Origin of the sequence: Pseudomonas sp. NFX1, assembly GCF_051123555.1 — a bacterium.
Taxonomy (GTDB): domain Bacteria; phylum Pseudomonadota; class Gammaproteobacteria; order Pseudomonadales; family Pseudomonadaceae; genus Aquipseudomonas; species Aquipseudomonas capeferrum.
Window position 1 is genome coordinate 2,399,453 of record NZ_CP169366.1, and the last position, 18,651, is coordinate 2,418,103.

Genomic DNA, 18,651 nt, shown 5'->3' on the forward strand with positions numbered 1-18,651 from the left:
AGTCAATTTTCTATTTATTATTCGCACTATTAGCCATGCTTATCATTCGAGCCCGACCATGTCTGACCGCTTGCTCAACGACCGCCTCGACTGGAACCTGCTGCGCACCTTCCGGGTCATCGGCCAGGAGCTGTCCATCAGCCGCGCCGCCGCCCGCCTGCACCTCACCCAGCCGGCAGTGAGCCAGGCGCTCAAACGCCTGGAGGAGCAGCTTGGCCGGCAACTCATCGCCCGCCGCGGACCGCGCTTCGTGCTGACCGAAATGGGCGAGCAGTTGTTCTTGCTGGCTGGCGAGGTGTACGGGCAGATGTCGCAGATCGGCGGGTTGCTGGAGCAACCGGCTGACGAACTGGTGGGCAAAGTGCGCCTGCTGATCATCAGCCGCATCGTCAGCGAACGCTTTGACGACTTTCTCGCCGACTTCCACCGCCAGCACCCCCGGGTAGAGCTGGAAATCGACGTGATGCGCAGCTCCGACATTGTCGCCGCCTTGCAGGAGAAGACCGCCACCGCAGGCCTGAGCCTCAACCGAAGGCCTCAACCGCGGCTGGAGCAGCGGCTGTTTCTGCGCCAGCGCTATGCGTTTTTCTGCGGCAAGCACCATGCCTTGTTCGGCCAGCTTGAAGGCGACCTGCAGCGTGAGAACTTCGTCAGTTTTACCAGCGACCAGATTGGCGGGATGCTCTCGCCGCTGACCATCTTCCGTGACCAGCAAGGGTTTTCCGGACGCATCGTGGCGTCCTCGCCCAGCCTTGAAGAGGTGCGCCGCCTGGTGATTGCTGGGTTCGGCATCGGCTGCCTGCCAGAACATGTGGTGGCGCCGGATGTGGCCGCCGGGCTGTTATGGAAGCTGCCGCCGCAGGAGGGGATCGCGGATGTGGATATACACCTGTTGTGGAATAGGGAGCAGCGGCTGAGTCGGGCGGAAGAGGTGTTTATCCAGGCGTTGCAACAGTGTTTGGAGAAAGGGCATCTGTAGATTTGGGTTGGTTGATCATCCGCGCACTATGAAGCTGTGCTTGCGACGAGCCTTCCTCTACCGCTTTTTGGCTGATTCATAGACTTCGCTGCGCTCGCGCTTGCCAACCGAAACTACCACTACCACGACGCGTTCATCTTCGATTCGGTAGATGAGGCGATACCCAGAAGCCTTGAGCTTGATTTTGAAGTGATTCGGCAGCTCCCGCAGTGCATCGGCCTGCACCCTGGGAACCTGCAAGCGCTCTCGAAGCTTTTTCTTGGCCTGTTCACGCACTGTATGGCCGAGTTTGCCCCATTCCTTCAACGCCGAAGGGAGAAACTCAAGCTCATAGGTCATCCAAAGACACCGATACGCCTTTTTCACCCAGTCGAGACTTTGCCAGTTCGCTTAGCTCGATATCTTCGAGCCGCTCCATCATGGCTTCATAAAGCTCAGCCGGCACCATGTACCCCATCACCCGATTGTGATTGAGCACGGCGATGGGCATCCCTGCGGCACCGGACATGACCGCAGTTGGGTTCTTTTTCAGTTCCGACACGCTTACCGCTACATCGGCGAAAATATTCTGCATATTTATCGACCTCAATTAAGACCTATATTTTGGTCAATGCCTCGGGCAATGACAAGCCATGGCCTGCTAAAAGTTTGGATCCCATCCACGGGGCAAGGTATGCTCTGCGAGATAGCCAAATGCCACCACCCAGGAGCGCCAAGCGCCTGGCATTCATGGACGAGCCTCCTTTGCCGAGCCACCCTACCCGCCACACCATCGCCCGCCAGTGGCAGTTGCTCAAGCTACTGCCAGGCCGCCACCCCGGCATGAGCTCCACGCAGTTGCAGGCTGCTCTGTCATCCGTGGGCCACAGCACCAGCAAGCGCACCGTCGAGCGCGACCTGGTCGAGCTGTCGGCGCTGTTCCCACTGCATTGCAACAGCAAAGGCATGCCCTACGGCTGGTACTGGCAACCTGGCTTGAGCCTGGGCGAGGCGCGGCACCTGCAACCGGATGCCCTCAGCCCGGTACGCCAGGTCGTGCTACGTGCCTGGGTCGACGATGCACTTGCCCGTCGTCTTGAACACCAGCCGCTGTCCACAGACATGCAACTCACCCCGCAGCAGGACGGCGGCGCCTCGCTGCAAGCGACCGTCGACGACGGCCGGGCGTTGATGGGCTGGTTGCTTTCACAGGCAGGGTCGATACGCGTGCAGGCCCCGCAAGCGCTGCGCGAGGCCTTGCTGGAACACATGCGCCAAAGCCTGGCGCTGCACGATGACTGTCAGTAATTGGGCATGTATGTCAGGACGGCAACACCGGCACGCGGCGGCGTGACAGGCAGGCGTAGGCCAACGCCAGCACGCCGAACCCCAACACCCCCAACAGCACCATCAGCTCACGGCTGTAGCGCGCCACCAGTGCGGGAAAACCGCTGAACTCGCGGTACACCTGCACATCGGCCACGCCGTCGGCGTGACGGATGCTGACGCCGCCCTGGCGGATCTGCGAGTAGTCCGCATCGAAGTACACCCACACCTTACAGGCGCCACCCGGCTCAATGGCTGGTATTTCGACCACGGGCGTGGCGGCCTCGATGATGGTGTCGTTACCCGCGGCATCGCGCACTTGCACCAGGCCCTTGACCGGCAGGCGGATGGTTACCTGGCGCACCGGCGCATCACCCGTGTTGCGCAGGTCGATGAGCAGACCGGTGCGGTGGTCCACCAACCCCGCCTCGAACGGCTTGGCGAACAGCTGGGCATAAGGCGCCTGGGCCAGTTCGATCAACCGGTCGACCTGCTCATGGCTCAACTCGCCCTGGCCGATACTGTTGATGCGCCCTTGCAACTGCTCGTACTTCAGCAGCTCGCTGGCCTTGCTGATCCGCTCGCTGAACTGGCTCGGGTAGGTGAGGTAGGCATAGGTCAGGGAGGCTTCCAGGCGAGGGCGGCCTTTGATCACCACATAGGCCACCAGTATGACCATCAGGCCAATCAGCAGCGCTACGAGGCATTTCCCGACTTTGTCCCAGCTCAACACAAACTTCCTTCTGTCGTGGTACTGACGATTCAAGCGGCCCAAGGGTGCCAATTTCGTGGCGCCCAGGCAAGCATTCAACGCCCCAGCAGTGCGGGCAGTGACGCTACCAGCATAGGCCTGATCACGGTATTCGCTTTGTCCTTGACCGTGGTCATGCCGTGAACGAGGATCAGGCTTCCACAGACAAGGACGCAAACCATGTTACGGATACTGGGCAGAGCTTCTTCCATCAATGTGCGAAAAGTCCTTTGGGCCTGTGCCGAGTTCGATATCCCCTTCGAGCGGGAAGACTGGGGTTCGGGCTTCCAACCCACCAACACGCCCGAATTTCTGGCATTGAACCCCAACGCCATGATCCCGGTGATCCAGGACGGCGATTTCACCCTGTGGGAATCCAACACCATCATCCGCTACCTGGCAACGCGCCATGACCAGGGCGCCACCTACCCGACCGAGTCACAAGCGCGGGCGCGCATCGATCAATGGATCGACTGGCAGGCATCGGACCTCAACCGGTCGTGGAGCTACGCGTTCATGTCGCTGGTCAGGCACTCCCCTGCCCACCAGGACCCTCAAGCACTGGCCGCCGGTTGCGCGGAATGGGGCCGCTACATGCAGATTCTGGAGCGCCAGCTCGCCGCTACCGGCGCTTATGTGGCCGGTAGCCGGTTCACGCTGGCCGACATCCCTATCGGCCTGTCGGTCAACCGCTGGTTCGAGACCCCGTTCGAGCACCCTCACCTGCCGGCAGTCAGGGCCTACTACGAGCGGCTGAGCCAGCGCCGCGCGTTTTGCCTGCATGGCAGAAACGGCACGCCTTAAACACAGGCCTTTAACGCTGGGGCGGCCGGAGGCGCTGACTGAAGCCGCCCCCCTGCTCAGCGTGCCTCCAGCACCTTCGCCAACACGAAGGTCACCACCACTGCCAGCAACACGCCAACGGCGATCGACATGACCGCGCCCCACTGCAACAGCGTGTGTTGCAGGGTCAGGTAAAAGCCGACCACGCCCACGGCGCCAATGCCGTTGCCGCGTATGATCGCAGCCAGCTCCTGGCGCCCGCCCTGAACGTGGGCGAACACCGCCAGCGGCCAGGCGATGACCGGGACCGGCGCCAGCATCCCGCTGACCACAGGGCCGAGCAAGGTCGCGCTGGCCGTGATCACCAGCAGCAGCAAGGTGGCGGTCATCATGCGCATCGGGATGACCCAACGAGGCGTCGGCACGTAACGTGCGGCACTAACTTCTGCCGGCTTGGCGGTGGCCACGACGATGGCGATGACCAGTAGCAGCGTGGCAATGACCGACAACGCCACCCCGCCCAGGTGGCTGGTTGCCAACGCCGCCAACACAAAGAACGCCAGCGCCGCGATGCAGCCGACCAAGGCGCCTACACGCCGGGTCACCCCGTAGTAGAACAAGCAGGTTGCCTGCACGGCAGCCACCCCGGCCAATGCCCCTGGTACGGCCAATGAGGCGAACGCCTCGCCTTGTTCAAGGCTGAGAAACAGCATGACCAGCGCCGAGGTAACGGGTAGCCCTGAAAGCAGCCCGCCAATTTGCGTGCCCCAGCGTTTGCCAGCCAGCGAAATGGCCAGCATCAGGGTGGGGGTCATGAAGAGTTTGAGGTAGAAGACAGTCATGCAGAGGTTCAGGTCTGAGGCGGGGGATAGCGCATGCTAGCTGAAGCGCGCTCCGGGGCACAGTGACGATGGCCGTTGCGGGCAAGAGCCATCCGCCTATCCAGGTTCAGACCATGGTTTGGAACGCCTGAGCTGCGCCCCAAATGTTGGACACCCGCCCATCATTTGGGGCGCAGCTCAGGCCGAGTTACACCAAGGCGGCCTTCGACGCTGTCACGCCCCGCGCGCGCCAGGCAAACACCAGCACCATCAGCAACCCCAACCCCGCCATCAACGCACCCGCCAGGGAAATCGCCGGGTACCCCAGCCCCGCATTGATCACCGCCCCACCCAGCGCGGCGCCTATCGCGTTGCCAAGGTTGAACGCGCCGATATTCACCGCAGACGCCAGGTTAGGCGCGTCCTTGGCCGCTTCCATCACGCGCATCTGCAGCGGCGGCACCAAGGCAAAACTGGCCGCACCCCACACCAGCACCGTCAGTGCCGTGGGCAGCGACCAGGGCATCAGCAGCGGAAACACCAGCAGCACAGCGATCAACACCGCCAGCGAGACGATCAGCGTACGATCGACCGAGCGGTCCGCCGCCTTGCCGCCCCACACGTTGCCCAAGGTCAGGCCGATACCGAACAACACCAGCATGACCGTGATGAACGTGGTGGAGGCCTGGGCCTCGCTGTGCAGAATGGGCGCAATGTAGGTGAACACGGTAAACATCGCGCTGGAGCCGACCACGGTCAGCGCCAATGCCGCCAGTACCGGCCCACGGCCGAGCACGCGGATTTCGGCCATTACCCCGTCACTTTTGGGCAGCGGCACATTGGGCAGCGCGTACCACAGCGCCGACATGGCCACCAAGCCCAGGCCCGCGATCCCCCAGAACGAAGTGCGCCACCCCAGCAACTCACCGAACCAGGTCGCCAACGGCACACCGCCAATGGTCGCCAGCGTCAACCCCATGAACATCGCGGCCACGGCGCCTGCGCGTTTTTCCGGCGGCACCACACTGGCTGCCACGATCGAGCCGATGCCAAAGAACGCACCATGGTTGAGCGAGGTCACCACGCGGGCCACGAGCAGGCTGGCGTAATCGCTCGCCAGCGCCGACATCAGGTTACCCAGGGTGAAAATGGCCATCAGCCCGATAAGCAGGTAACGCCGCGGCACCTTGCCGGTGGCCAGGGTCATCAACGGGGCACCGATCAGCACGCCCACCGCGTAAGCGCTGACCAGCAGCCCGGCGGCAGGTATCGAGACCCCGAGGTCTGTGGCAATACTGGGCAACATGCCCATGGGGGCGAACTCGGTGACACCGATGCCAAAGGCACCGATGGCGAGTGCGACGAGGGGTGGATTGATGCGCATAACGGGCTCCTTATCTGTGCCGCAAATGCTACGATCCACTCCGTTAATGCACTAGACTGCATTTTTGCCAATCACCTTTGCGCATGAGGCACAAATGGACTTCAACGGCAGGTCCGGCGAGATGGAGATTTTTGCCAAGGTCGCGCACGCGGGCAGCTTGTCTGCGGCGGCGCGGGCGCTGGGGCTGACGCCATCGGCGGTCAGCCGGATCATCGCGCGCACCGAACAGCGCCTGGGCACCCGCCTGCTGTTGCGCACCACACGGGCCATTTCGCTTACCCCGGAGGGCGAAGCCTACTTGCGTGGCGCCCGGCGCATCCTCGCCGACATGGATGAAGTCGAGGATGCCATCACCGACCAGGGCGTACCGCGCGGGCGCCTGCGGGTCAGCGCCGCGCTGGGGCATGCCCGGCTCACGGTGGTGCCCTTGCTGGCGCAGTTCAGCGCCCTGTACCCGCAGATATTGGTCGACCTGACGCTAGGCGACGAACTGGTCGACATTGCCGGCGGCCAGGCCGATGTCGCGCTGCGTTTCGGCCACCTGCCGGACAGTTCCCTGAGTGCCCGTTACATTGGCGACACCGGCCAGGTGATCGTCGCCTCGCCCGACTATCTGCAACGCTGCGGCACCCCGAACGAACCTGAAGACCTGGCCCGCCACAACTGTTTGCGCTTCAACTTCCGACGTGCCGAGCCCGACTGGCCGTTTCGCCGTGATGGGCAGGCGTTTGCCCTTAAAGTCAGCGGCAACCTGGAGTGCAGCAGCGGCGAGGCGCTGGCGCAATTGGCCAGGCTGGGGGCCGGCATCGCACGCATCGGTACCTTCACGGTGGCCGATGACCTCACCAGCGGGCAACTGGTGCCGCTGCTGGAGGCCTACAACCCCGGCGACCGTGAGCCGATTCATGCGGTGTTCGTCGGCGGCCCGGCGATGCCGGCACGGGTTCGGGTGTTCGTGGATTTTCTGGTCGAGCATCATCAGGGTTGGCCGCAGCGCCACGCACAGCCAACATCGCAACCCTGAGCGCAATTAAAACGCATAACTCGCCCTCGCCCCTGCGCACTTAGCAACCACAGCCGAATGCCTTGCGATACTATTGGATCCAATCGCGCGCCACGCAGGGCCTGGGGAGATCGGCATGCAAGCTTTGGGAATGGACTATCGGCACGGTGAGGTGGTTGCCAGCCACTGCCACGCCGAGGATCAGCTGATCTATGCCGCCAACGGTGTGATGCGGGTGTGCAGCGATGGCGGTAACTGGGTGATCCCCCGTGGGCAGGCACTGTGGATACCTGCTGGGGTCGGCCACGAAATCCGCATGCAAGGTGAAGTGTCGATGCGCACCTTGCTGCTGGGTTCGCACGTCACGCGCTGCCATGTCATCGCGGTGTCCGGTTTGCTGCGCGAGCTGATCCTGGCCGGGTCACGGATGTTGCAGCGCGACGAGCCGCTGGGCGAGCACGCCCGGGCGCTGATCCAGCGTGAGCTGGAAACAGCAGAGCGCATCGATGCCTACGTGCCGGTGCCGCAGCATGCACGGCTGCGCGCCTGGTGCGAGGGCTTTCTCGAAGACCCGGCCCAGGACCTGACGCTGGAGCAGTGCGGCGCGCAACTGAACATGAGCGCGCGCACCCTGGCGCGGCTGTTCCAGCGTGAGGTGGGCATGTCGTATGGCGAGTGGCGAGCACGCACGCGCATGGTCCTCAGCCAGCAGTGCCTGGCCGATGGCAAGCCGATCCTGAACGTGGCACTGGACCACGGTTACCAGAGCGCCAGCGCCTTTGCCGCGATGTTCAAGCGCATCCTTGGCTACAACCCCAGCGACTGGCAGGTCAACGTGCTGGGCACGGGCGCCGCGCCAACGCCCTGAGCGTCAAGGCTGAGGTTGTCCCAGTTGCGCGCAGGGTTGTCCCGCTTGCGGCAGCGGGGCTACCCCAGCCCTCGTTAATCTGGCCTCACGATCCCTCATACGGCTTGCGTGATGCCAATACGACCCCTTTCCAGCCCCGCCAGGCGGGCTGCCGCCATCGGCGTGTTCAGCGTGCTGTCGGCGTGCACCGGGCAACCCACAGGCGCCCTCCCCCCCAACCCCTTCCAAACGCCGCCCGGGCTGCACCTGCCTGCCGGGGTCAGCGACCAGGCGCTGCCCGCGCGCTGGTGGGCGTTGTATCACGACCCGCAGCTCAACGCCTGGGTGCAGCAGGCCCTGGAGCACAACCAGGACCTGGCGCAGGCCGAAGCCAATGTGCAGGCCATGCTGGCCGGCATTGGCGAGTTCGATGCCAAGCGCTGGCCCTCCACTTCCCTCGGGTTCGCCGCCAGCTATGGCAAGAGCGCCGATGACCAGACCCTGGCGGAGGCCACCGACAGCCATGCGCCATCGCAATGGGCGTTCAACCCGGCCATCGAGCTGGCCTACCAGGTAGACGTCTGGGGCCAGGTGCGCGCGGCCATCGAACGGGCACGGGTACAGGCCGAGGCCAGCCGCGAGGCCTTGGAGCTGGTGCACCTGCAGGTGGTCAGCCAGACCACCCGCGCCTACATCGACCAATGCGTCTATGGCGCCCGCATCGCGGCAGCCAGCCAGTCCCTGGACACGTTGCAGCGCAGTGTGCAGCTCAGCGAGCGCCAGCGTCAGGCTGGCGTCGCCACCGAACTCGATGCTGTGCGCCTGCTGGGTTTACGCGAACAGGTACAGGCGCAACTGCCGATGCTGGAGGCACGCCGGCGCATGGCCCTGTACGAACTGAGCATGCTCAGTGGCCAGGAACCGGTGGCGCTGATCGACAATAGCGCCCCCTGCCAGACCATCCCGACCCTCGCCGCGCCGCTGCCAGCTGGCGACGCCTGGCGCCTGCTCGAACGCCGGCCAGATGTGCGCAAGGCCGAACGCGAGCTGCAGGCTGCCGCTTTGGAAGTCGACATCGTCAAGGCTGACCTGTATCCGAAGGTCAGTTTCGGCGCCTCGTTGACCTCGTCGGATCACCACCTGGCCAACCTGGGCGACAGCCGTGCGCTGATGTTTGCCATCGGCCCGTTGATCCGCTGGGAGTTCCCCAATATCAAGGCCAACCGCGCACGGGTGAGCAAGGCCCAGGCCTTGCAACAGGCGCAAATCGCCCATTACCGCGGGGTGGCGTTGGCGGCACTCAAGGATGTGCGCCAGGCCCTGGCCCGCTTCGACGGTGAACGGCAACGGACCCAGGCCCTGGCAGCAGCCCTGGAGCAGGGCCAACGCGGCTTTGCCCTGGCGCAAAGCAGCTACCGCGCCGGCACCCTCGACGCACTGGCGCTGCTGGACAGCGAGCGCGACCTGATCGCAGTCAGGGCCAGCCATGTCGAGGCCCAAGGCCGCCTGGCACGTGCCCAGATCAACCTGTTCCGCGCCCTGGGCGGGCGCTGGCAATCATCACCGGCACCGGCCCCAAGCCGGGTGCGTCGCTCCACTCCCGCTACTGGAAGCCAATCATGAATGTTGCCGTTACAAAGAACGCGCTGGCGGATGACCAGCCCCAGGCGGCTGTCACTGCCCGCAGGCCTCGTCGCCGCCTGGCACTGTACGCCGGTGGTGGCCTGACGCTGCTGGCAGCGCTGGCCTTCGGCGGGTACTGGTTCACTACCGGGCGCTACCTGGAGACCACCGATGATGCCTATGTACGCGCCGACTGGGTGGCCCTGAGCGCACGCGTGGCCGGCTATGTGGCCAAGGTTGAAGTGGAGGACGACCAGCCCGTCAAGGCAGGCGATGTGCTGGTGCGCATGCACAACCGCGACTACCGTGCACGCCTCGACCTGGCCACTGCCGGGGTGGCCGAAGCACAGGCCGCGCTGGCGGCGGCGCAGGCCAGCCAGCAAGTGGCTGGCGAGCGTATCAACCAGCAACAGCAGGCCATCTTCCAGGCCGAATCGGCCGTGCACAGTGCCAGCGCCGAGCGCCAGCGCAGCGAGCTGGACATGCAGCGCTACCGGGGCCTGGTGCGTGACAACGCAGCCACCGTGCAGCGCTTGGAAGCGGCCAATGCCAGTGCTGTGCAAGCAGGTGCCGCGCTGCAGGGCGCGCAGGCACGCTTACGAGAACAGCGTTCGCAACTGACGATGGCCAAGGCCCTGGCGCTGGCGGCCGATGCCGACATCAAGCAACGCACGGCGGCCTTGAGCCGTGCCCAGGCCCGCCAGGCGCTGGCCGAACAGGATGAACAGGACACCGTCATCCGCGCGCCCATCGATGGCGTGGTCGGCCAGCGCCGCGTTCGCGCCGGGCAGTATGTGGTGCCAGGCCAGCCGCTGCTGGCGGTGGTGCCGTTACAGCAGACCTACGTGGTCGCCAACTACAAGGAAACCCAGCTGGCACACATGCGCCCAGGGCAACCGGTGCAGGTGCGTATCGACAGCTTCGCCAGCCAGCCTGTGCAAGGCCGCGTGGCGAGCTTCTCGCCGGCGTCCGGCAATGTTTTTGCGCTGCTGCCTTCGGACAACGCCACCGGCAACTTCACCAAGATCGTCCAGCGTTTTCCGGTGCGCATCGTGCTCGACCAACCCGTAGACGGCGTGCAGATACTGCCCGGCATGTCGGTGGTGACCACGGTCGACACGCGCCCCGTGGAGCCGGCCGATGAGCACTGAGCAAAGGGTACCGTTGCGGGCCTGGGTGGCGGTGTTCGGCGGCTTGCTTGGGTGCTTCATGGCCGGCATGAACGTGCACGTCACCAGTGCGGCGCTACCTGAAATCCGCGGTTCGCTGGGTGCCAGCTTCGAAGAGGGCTCGTGGATTTCCACCGCGTACCTGGTGGCGGAAATCGTCATGATTCCGCTGACGGCCTGGCTGGTCGAGGTGTTTTCCATGCGCCGGGTGATGTGGACGGGGTCGTTCATCTTCCTGCTGGCATCGATCGCCTGCTCGTGGGCGCCCAACCTGGAAGCAATGATCACCCTCAGGGTGATCCAGGGCGCAGCCGGCGCAGTGCTCATCCCCCTCTCCTTTCAGTTGATCATCACCGAACTGCCCGCCAGCAAGATGGCCATGGGTATGGCGCTGTTCAGCCTGGCCAACAGCGTGGCCCAGGCGGCGGGGCCTTCCATTGGCGGCTGGTTGACCGATGTCTATTCGTGGCGCTGGATTTTCTACCTGCAGCTGTTTCCCGGCGTCGCACTGCTGCTGGCCATCGCCTGGTCGATCGACGCCAAACCCATGCAACTGGCCCTGTTGCGTCGGGGCGACTGGGTGGGTATAGCGGCCATGGTCCTGGGTTTGGGCGGCTTGCAGATCGTGCTGGAGGAAGGCGGCCGGCTGGACTGGTTCGGCTCGACGTTCATCGTCGGCATGTCGATCATCGCAGGCTTGGCGTTGGCGGTCTTCGTGTTCACCCAGTTGTACGGCCAGCGCGCATTCATCAACTTGCGCTTGCTGGGGCGCTACAACTTCGGGGTTGCCAGCATCGCCATGTTCATCTTTGGCGCCGCCACCTTTGGCCTGGTGTTCCTGGTGCCCAACTACCTCTCCCAACTGCAGGGCTACAGCGCCCGGGATGTGGGGGTCGCGTTGATCGCCTATGGCGTGGTGCAACTGCTGCTGGCGCCGTTGATGCCAAAACTGATGGCCTGGACCAGCGCCAAGTTCATGGTGGCCAGTGGCTTTCTGATCATGGCAGCAGGCTGCTGGCTGGGCGCGAGCCTGAACATCGACAGCGCCGATAACGTCATCATCCCGTCCACGGTGGTGCGCGGCATTGGCCAGCCGTTCATCATGGTCGCGCTGTCGGTACTGGCGGTGGCAGGGTTGGAAAAACGTGAAGCGGGCTCGGCCTCGGCGGTGTTTTCGATGCTGCGCAACCTGGGTGGCGCCATCGGCACCGCCACGCTGACGCAGATCGTGGCAACACGCGAGCGCTATCACAGTGAGCGCATTCACGAACATGTCACGGTGTTCGCACCCAGTGTGCAGGAGCGCATCAATCAGACCGTGCAGAGCTGGCTGCCGGCCCAGCAACAGGCGCTGGAAGGGTTGGCCGCGACCATCAGGCGCGAGGCCTACCTGATGGCCTACAGCGATGCGTTCTACCTGGCGTGCCTGGCATTGATCGGCTGCGCAGTGGCGGCACTGTTACTGCGCACCCGGCAACCGGCATGAGCATGTTTGTAACCCGCTGCGCCGGTGTAAAAACGGCCCGCGAACGCGGGCCGGCTTTGGGTTAATCGGCGAAGTGGATCACCATGCGGCCTTTGATCTTGCCTTCCTGCATCTCTTCGAAGATGTCATTGATGTCTTCGATCGGGCGCAACGTCACCTTCGGCACCACCTTGCCTTGTGCGGCAAATTCGAAGGCTTCTTGCAGGTCTTGGCGGGTGCCGACCAGCGAACCCACCACCTCGATACCGTCGAGCACCAGGCGTGGAATGTCCAGGCTCATGGCTTCGGGGGGCAGCCCGACCGCGACCAGCCGCCCGCCAGCACGCAGCGCATCGACCGCCGAGTTGAAGGCGCTTTTCGCCACGGCCGTGACCACCGCCGCATGGGCGCCGCCGGTCTTGGCCTGGATGACTTTGGCTGCGTCCTCATCACGCGGGTTGACCACCAGGTCGGCGCCCATTTCGCGGGCGAAGGCCAATTGCTCATCATTGACGTCGATGGCGATGACCCGGGCATTGAAGACGTTCTTGGCGTACTGCAGGGCAAGGTTGCCCAGGCCACCGAGGCCGTAGATGGCAAGCCATTGCCCAGGGCGGATATTCGACGACTTCACCGCCTTGTAGGTGGTCACACCGGCGCAGGTGATGCTGCTGGCGGCCGCCGAGTCCAGCCCGTCCGGCACTTTTACCGCATAGTCCGCCACCACGATGCACGCCTCGGCCATGCCGCCATCGACCGTGTAACCAGAGTTCTTCACCGCGCGGCACAGCGTCTCGTTGCCGCTGTTGCAGTATTCACAGTGCCCGCAGCCCTGGAAGAACCAAGCAACGCTGGCCCGGTCACCTGGCTTGAGCGAGGTCACGCCCGGCCCCACTTCCACGACCACGCCAATCCCTTCGTGGCCCAGGATCACACCCGTCTTGTCGCCGAAATCGCCATTCTTGACATGCAGGTCGGTATGGCAAACGCCACAACACTGCATCTTCAGCAACGCTTCCCCGTGCGCCAGCGGCCGCAGTGTTTTTTCCACCACGTCCACGCGACGCCCTTTGGCAACAACAGCAGCTTTCATAAATACCTCCGTGTCTGGCTGAGTGAGCTTGAGAGAGTGCCCGGGTCAGCATAGTGGCGGATTGATGAAGAGGCGTTGCTGCAGGTCAGGTTTTGAACAGTGGGTCAAGGAAGGAGGTGGGGCGGAGATCGAGCGCCGCCCGCGCGGCGCATCGCGAGCTGCGCTCGCTCCTACGTTTGTTTCGGGCCAGTCATGCCGGTGACAGGCGCGCGCGACCGCCTTGTTTGTACGACACGATGTAGCGCCATGCGCCAAGGCGTACGCGCGCAAATCCCACAGGAATAATTGGCCCGAACAAACGTAAGAGCGAGCGCAGCTCGCGATGCGCCGCGCGGGCGGCGCTCGACCTGATAGGCGCTGCAAATGCCAAGCCAGGCACCTGGTGGCCCCAAATGCCGCAACGCAGCAGCAGAGCCTGAATTCGCGGCGTCTTTGGTACTATTTGATATCGGATACAGGAGCGCTTCGCCTCACCCCCGCAGGTTCAGCCCCAAGGCAAACACCGCCGCAGCCAGTGCAACCAGCGACACGGCATTGCGGCCTAGGTAGGCAACCCAACCCGGTGCGGCCAGTTGCGCCAGCTGGGCCTGGCATTGGCGCTGGTTGTCCAGCAGCGTGGCCAGCTGCGCCTCCATGCGGTCCACGCGTTGAGCCTGGGTGCTGGTGGCCAGGGCGAGCTTCTTCAATGCCGTGGTCACGGTGGTCGACAGGCTTTCCCGGGCCAGGTTGCTGGCGGTCAGGTTTTTCTTCAGCTCTTCAAGTTGCCCTTCCTGGGCAGCGAGCTTGTGCTGATGGTGCTCCAGGTTCTTCCTGATCACGGCCTCTTTCTGCACCCGGGCCAGGGTACTGGTCACCAGCTTCTGGTGTTGCGCATCGATCTTGGCATCCAGGGCCGTCAGTTCGGTCTCCTGCTTGCCTTGGGCCCAGGCCAGCCGCTCCACCTCCTGGGTGCAATAGGCGTAGCCATCGGCCATCGCCAGCAGGTCGTCGATCTGCTGCTTGAATTCGCACAGCACCACCAGGGCCCCTTCCTGGTTGCCCTCCAGCGTCACCGCGTCGGCCTGCAGGCGTTCGATTTCACGCACCAGGGCGTCATTGAAGCCGCGCAGTACCTTGTTGTTGGCCGTGTGCAACTGGGTCAACAACTGCACCACGCTCTGGGTCACGGCCAGGCTCTCACCCACCTGCCTGACCATGTCGGCCAGGTCTTTGTCGTTTTTGCCCGTCAGGCCGCCCCAGAACGAATCCCAGGTGCCTTGCTGCTTGAACGCCTCGAGCTGCTCACGCGCCCCCTTGTTGTTGACGATGGCCTCGTGCAGCTTGCGCAGCCCGTGCTCGAAGTCCTTGAGCTGGTCGTGCTCCTCGCGGGGCGCCGGCAGCGACGCAGGTGCAGGGGCGGGTACGGGCAGCGACTCGGCCAGCCTGACTTGGCCAAAGAGCTTGGCGGCGAGGTCGGTTGTAGTGTTGAACACCTGTCAGGACTCCTGGGTAATACGGTTTTTGTTCGATTGCAGCAGTGCCGAGTAGTCGATCGCCCGCACTGCCCGATGCTGCGCCAGGCGCTCGCGGTGGGCGCCGGCCTCACGGGCCAGGGTGTCGACCGACTGAGCGTATTCCATCAGGCCCTCGGCCATCAGCCATTCGTTCTCTTGTACCTGGATCAGTTGCAACGCCGCCGCGCGCTTGGCCTCCAGCGCTTCGTGCCAGCCGCTCTTGAAGTCCACCAGGAAGGCCACGATGGGTGGCACGACCTTTTGCAGGTGGTAACTGCACAGCCCGAAACCGATGGCCGCGATCACGCAGGAAATGTACGGCGCAGCCACGCCAACCAAGGGCAGCAACTGCGCCTCGATGACCGGCTCGATGCCGTCCCAGAAAATCAGCGTGCCACTGACCACCACGGTTTCGACGATCTTCTGAATGAGTTCTTCCCTTGGCATGGACTGGGCCCCCTTGTAGAGCTGCCAGGCGCCATGGGCGAGGTCGAACAGGTTGCGGCTCAGGTTGTAGACCTGGCGGACCGCCTTGGACAGGGCGTTGACGATGAACTCGACCACGCCGTTGAGCAGCTTCAGGGGCGCGGCGACGATACGCTCGACCACGGCCCAGATCTTTTGCAGAAAGCGCTCGACGCGGGCCTTGAGGCGCGCAGTGCCGCCCATGAAAAGGTCGACGAGTTCATCCTTGATGGCGATGATCGCGGCAGCGGTCAGTTGCTCGAATACCTGCCACCCCGAGTTCTTCAGCGCCTCCTTGCCAGCGCCCATGGCCACCTCGCCGGCACTGCCCATCGCGTCCTTCAATTTCTTGGCTTCGATGTTGCTGCGGATGCCCTGCTCTTCCTTCAGCTCTTGCTTGCGGTTGACCGGCGGCTTTTCGTTCTTGATCAGGAACGCTTCCAGGGCGGCGGCGGTTTCGGCCGAGTCCATGACCACGAACTTCACGGTGCACCCGGCCTCAAGCTGGTCCGCCAGCTTGTAGGGCTTGCGGGTTTCGCTGTTGGCCCGGCCGCGGTATTCGTTCATGTGGCCGTCCTGCCAGCGCTGACGCATGTTGGTGCTGTCACCGATGTAGGCCAGCTGGCCGCTGGCGTCGTACACCACGTACACGCCGGGCTTGTCGGGCAAGTCGTTGAGGCTGGAGGCGTCGTTGGCGCTTACCGAGAGCGCGCCGTCGAATTGCAGCGTGGCCAGCGAACCGATACCGGCCGACAGGCTTTTGAAGAGGATTTCTTTCCAGGCGACACCCCGGTTGGCAACCTGCATGGCGCTTTGCGCCGAGGTGGCAACGAGGGTGTCATTGCCGGCCTGTAGCGGGTCCGGTGACTTGGCGTTGGGCTGGGAATTCTTTTTGTTGCGAAAACCGGCCACGAGCTTGCGGTTGGTGTTCTCGATCGCACGGTCGACAATCAGGTTGGCGAGCGGCGACAGCGTCCTGTGTTGGTATGGCTGGTTCATCATCCCTATCCGGATAGCTCGATCATGGGCGGCAAGCTATCAAAATGACATCATCGGATCCACTGCCGGGATGCTTGAAATGTCGAAAACTGGCGTTTTGGAGCTGCATGGCAGCCCCAAGACGCGGGCGATCAATCCACCCGCACGAACACCTGCTTGGCCATGTTGTTGCCGCCAATCGACTCCAGCCGCTTGCCGCCATCCAGCACGCGCACGTTGATCAGAGCGACGCCGTTGGCATCACGGGCCACAACCACATCGTCCTTGCGCTCCCACTCGTCGACCTTGATCTTGTTGCCCGCAGAGACGATGTAGTCACTGGAGAACTCGACCGTCTGCTTGCCAGCGCTGAAGCCCATCACGGTGGTCTCGGCCTCGTAAGTGCCATCCAGTGCATCGTTGCCGCAGCCAGCCAGTACACAGAATGGCAATGCTGCCAGCACGTATTTGAAGCGACGCATAGGTATTCCTTGTCAGTCATTCATCTAAAGAGGCGGCGGCACACCTCGCGCCCTGAGCGAAAGCCGCGTGCCGCCAGAACGGCAATCAACCCTTGGCGGTACCCACCAGGGAGTCGATCAACATCGCCGAGGCGGTATCGCCGTTTTCCAGCACCAGCTGGCGAATGGACTTGCCGAACCCTGCCAGCGGCGTGTCGAAGGTGAAGTCGGACTTGCCCTGGTAGCTGGCAGCGAAGCGAATCACGTTGTCCGACCAGCTCACGCGGTGCCCGCCTGCAGCCAGGTTGTAACCGTCGAAGAAGGCTGCGGCCACGGGCGTGGTGCCATCGACATCCGCCGCATTCAAGTTCGCGCCAGCCGCGATCAACGCCTCGGCGTAGCTATGGTCGCGCTGGGCCATGCAGGCGTGCAGGGCCGTCTCGCCACCGTAGGCCTTGGCGTTCACGTCACTGCCCTTGAGCAGTGCCTGGAACAGCGCTTCTGGTTGTTGACCCGCGCCACGGCGACGTTGCAGCTCGCCGGCTTTTTTGCAGAAGGTCGACAGCGCGGTGTCGCCATAGACGTTGTGGGCCTTGAGGTCTTCCTTGCCGGCCAGGGTGATCATGTGGGCGAAGCTGCAGCTGTTGTAGTCGCTACCTGCCAGGCAGTCGATCAGGCGGGTGTTGCCGTTGACATCCCGGCCCATCGGGTCGGCGCCTATCGATACCAGGTAGTCATAGGCGTTATCGGCGGCCCCGACGATCAGCGGCTTGTTCTCATGATGAATACGTTGGTTGACGTTGATGCCGGAGCTTTTGAGCAGGTAGGCAAAGGCGTCCAGGTCCTTGATCTCTTTCGCCCAGTCCGAATTGCGCGCCTGGCCTTGTGCGGCATCCCATACGCGCATGGCCATGGGCGAGGTGTCTGGCGGGCTGTCGATATCACGCACCTGGGCATACCCAGGCTGATAACTGACCCACACGCCCACTTGCTTGTCGTCCTTGTAGCTGCCCTTCTCCGCCACCGTGCCGGCCGGCCAGCCGCGGACAAAGTACATCTCGGACAGGCCGTTCCTGTTACCTGCGCTGTAGGTGACCTTGCTGGCCGGTACCGACGTGCCATCGGTGAACGCCGTCCAGGTCTCACGCACGCCTTCGAGCTCGCCGGCCTTGTAGGTGGCGCGGTCTTTCAGGTTGCCCTTGTAGTCATAGTGCTCCACCGGGCCATCGAGTTTGCCGGTACCGTCACTGGCAAAGGTTTCCAGCAGGGTGAGCTTCTGCTCGCCGTCGATGACCCGCCACTCCCGCTGGGTGCCGACACGGATGGAGGGCTTGCGGAAATCAACGGTCGGAAGCACCGTGCTGTCAGCGACCTGCAGGCCGGTGGCGCAGTCGTAGCTTTGCTCGCTGCGGCGGCCGCCTTCGAGGGTCAGGACGTTTTCCAGATGGTCGGCGAATTCACCCTTGCACCAGGTTTTCTTGGGGCCGACGAAGGCACCGTCCTGCAACTGGCCTTCGACCAGCAGCTTGCCATCCTGGTCGAACTCCTTCCATTCCCCGACCGCCTTGCCGTCTTCCACCTTGAACGACTGCAGTACCCGGTCACCTACCTTGTGCACCACGGTGCCATTGAGCCGCTCGCCGGACTTGCGCTCCAGGTACAGCGCATGTGGCGAACCGACAGTGCCGGTGTAGCTGGTGACTTCGTCGAAGTTGTATTCGGAGTTGCAGCCTGCCAAGGCGGACGCCAGGGCACAGAGAACGAAACGCTTTTTCATGAATATCCTTGTAGAAATGCGTGCGGGCTGGTGCTGGGCATGGCTTCGCCAACGCTCAGTACTGGCCGGGGTGTAACGGGGTTATGCAGTGGCGGGCAGTGCGGCTGGAGGGGCCTCTATTAGAAGCGCATCAAGAATGCTGACCATCCCTGTAAAAACGCTCTGGGATGCGGGTTTTGGCGAGATTATACATAGCGGCCTAATAATGGCAAAGCTAATGGTCTATTCGCTGCTGGCTTTGAAACCTGTGGGGC

Annotated in this window: 18 protein-coding genes; 8 read left to right on the forward strand and 10 right to left on the reverse strand. The window is 63.5% G+C overall.

Features of this window, described 5'->3' with window-relative positions; genetic code table 11:
- Positions 1 to 58 precede the first annotated feature (58 nt).
- Positions 59 to 979, forward strand: a complete 921-nt coding sequence (locus DJ563_RS10375) for a LysR family transcriptional regulator (RefSeq protein ID WP_186659734.1) — start codon at positions 59 to 61, stop codon at positions 977 to 979.
- A 57-nt stretch (positions 980 to 1,036) separates the two neighbouring features.
- Here the strand turns inward: DJ563_RS10375 and DJ563_RS10380 are convergent, their stop codons facing one another.
- Positions 1,037 to 1,318, reverse strand: coding sequence for a type II toxin-antitoxin system RelE family toxin (locus tag DJ563_RS10380; protein WP_274098693.1), 282 nt, complete (start codon positions 1,316 to 1,318; stop codon positions 1,037 to 1,039).
- Positions 1,308 to 1,553, reverse strand: a complete 246-nt coding sequence (locus DJ563_RS10385) for a type II toxin-antitoxin system Phd/YefM family antitoxin (protein WP_274098692.1) — start codon at positions 1,551 to 1,553, stop codon at positions 1,308 to 1,310. Before DJ563_RS10385 ends, DJ563_RS10380 begins: the two co-directional genes overlap by 11 nt.
- A gap of 170 nt (positions 1,554 to 1,723) precedes the next feature.
- On the opposite strand from DJ563_RS10385, the gene DJ563_RS10390 reads away from it, so the two are divergent.
- On the forward strand, positions 1,724 to 2,266 hold the full coding sequence (locus DJ563_RS10390; protein ID WP_274098700.1) for a WYL domain-containing protein: 543 nt from the start codon (positions 1,724 to 1,726) through the stop codon (positions 2,264 to 2,266).
- Between the two features lie 13 nt (positions 2,267 to 2,279).
- On the opposite strand, the gene DJ563_RS10395 is transcribed toward DJ563_RS10390, so the two are convergent.
- On the reverse strand, positions 2,280 to 3,014 hold the full coding sequence (locus tag DJ563_RS10395) for a hypothetical protein (protein WP_274098691.1): 735 nt from the start codon (positions 3,012 to 3,014) through the stop codon (positions 2,280 to 2,282).
- A gap of 201 nt (positions 3,015 to 3,215) precedes the next feature.
- Here DJ563_RS10395 and DJ563_RS10400 point away from each other — a divergent pair, with 201 nt between their 5' ends.
- Positions 3,216 to 3,839, forward strand: a complete 624-nt coding sequence (locus DJ563_RS10400; RefSeq protein WP_434519442.1) for a glutathione S-transferase family protein — start codon at positions 3,216 to 3,218, stop codon at positions 3,837 to 3,839.
- 56 nt (positions 3,840 to 3,895) lie between these two features.
- Here the strand turns inward: DJ563_RS10400 and DJ563_RS10405 are convergent, their stop codons facing one another.
- Positions 3,896 to 4,660: a hypothetical protein gene (locus DJ563_RS10405; RefSeq protein WP_274098689.1), complete on the reverse strand. Its 765-nt coding sequence runs from the start codon at positions 4,658 to 4,660 to the stop codon at positions 3,896 to 3,898.
- A gap of 187 nt (positions 4,661 to 4,847) precedes the next feature.
- Positions 4,848 to 6,023 carry an MFS transporter gene (locus DJ563_RS10410; RefSeq protein WP_434519443.1) on the reverse strand — a complete coding sequence of 392 codons (1,176 nt, stop codon included), beginning with the start codon at positions 6,021 to 6,023 and terminating at the stop codon, positions 4,848 to 4,850.
- 94 nt (positions 6,024 to 6,117) lie between these two features.
- Here DJ563_RS10410 and DJ563_RS10415 point away from each other — a divergent pair, with 94 nt between their 5' ends.
- From DJ563_RS10415 to DJ563_RS10435, 5 genes are all read left to right on the forward strand, one after another.
- A complete protein-coding gene (locus DJ563_RS10415) occupies positions 6,118 to 7,047 on the forward strand; it encodes a LysR family transcriptional regulator (protein ID WP_274098687.1) in 930 nt (309 codons plus the stop codon).
- A gap of 115 nt (positions 7,048 to 7,162) precedes the next feature.
- On the forward strand, positions 7,163 to 7,894 hold the full coding sequence (locus tag DJ563_RS10420) for an AraC family transcriptional regulator (RefSeq protein WP_033697094.1): 732 nt from the start codon (positions 7,163 to 7,165) through the stop codon (positions 7,892 to 7,894).
- A gap of 246 nt (positions 7,895 to 8,140) precedes the next feature.
- The gene (locus tag DJ563_RS10425) at positions 8,141 to 9,496 is read left to right on the forward strand and encodes an efflux transporter outer membrane subunit (protein ID WP_274098699.1); all 1,356 of its coding nucleotides are present in this window, start codon (positions 8,141 to 8,143) and stop codon (positions 9,494 to 9,496) included.
- Complete coding sequence (locus DJ563_RS10430) at positions 9,493 to 10,647, forward strand: HlyD family secretion protein (protein ID WP_434519444.1); 1,155 nt, start codon at positions 9,493 to 9,495, stop codon at positions 10,645 to 10,647. The genes DJ563_RS10425 and DJ563_RS10430 overlap by 4 nt, the downstream gene beginning before the upstream one ends.
- Positions 10,637 to 12,151, forward strand: a complete 1,515-nt coding sequence (locus tag DJ563_RS10435) for a DHA2 family efflux MFS transporter permease subunit (RefSeq protein ID WP_434519445.1) — start codon at positions 10,637 to 10,639, stop codon at positions 12,149 to 12,151. The genes DJ563_RS10430 and DJ563_RS10435 overlap by 11 nt, the downstream gene beginning before the upstream one ends.
- Positions 12,152 to 12,212: 61 nt before the next feature.
- Here DJ563_RS10435 and adhP read toward each other — a convergent pair whose 3' ends face one another.
- From adhP to DJ563_RS10460, 5 genes are all read right to left on the reverse strand, one after another.
- Positions 12,213 to 13,223: an alcohol dehydrogenase AdhP gene (adhP, locus tag DJ563_RS10440; protein ID WP_033697090.1), complete on the reverse strand. Its 1,011-nt coding sequence runs from the start codon at positions 13,221 to 13,223 to the stop codon at positions 12,213 to 12,215.
- 470 nt (positions 13,224 to 13,693) lie between these two features.
- A complete protein-coding gene (locus DJ563_RS10445; RefSeq protein WP_434519446.1) occupies positions 13,694 to 14,695 on the reverse strand; it encodes a hypothetical protein in 1,002 nt (333 codons plus the stop codon).
- 3 nt (positions 14,696 to 14,698) lie between these two features.
- Positions 14,699 to 16,180: a GIY-YIG nuclease family protein gene (locus DJ563_RS10450; protein ID WP_434519447.1), complete on the reverse strand. Its 1,482-nt coding sequence runs from the start codon at positions 16,178 to 16,180 to the stop codon at positions 14,699 to 14,701.
- A gap of 131 nt (positions 16,181 to 16,311) precedes the next feature.
- A complete protein-coding gene (locus tag DJ563_RS10455) occupies positions 16,312 to 16,641 on the reverse strand; it encodes a hypothetical protein (protein ID WP_033697085.1) in 330 nt (109 codons plus the stop codon).
- An 85-nt stretch (positions 16,642 to 16,726) separates the two neighbouring features.
- Positions 16,727 to 18,397, reverse strand: a complete 1,671-nt coding sequence (locus DJ563_RS10460; protein ID WP_033697082.1) for a hypothetical protein — start codon at positions 18,395 to 18,397, stop codon at positions 16,727 to 16,729.
- Positions 18,398 to 18,651: the final 254 nt, after the last annotated feature.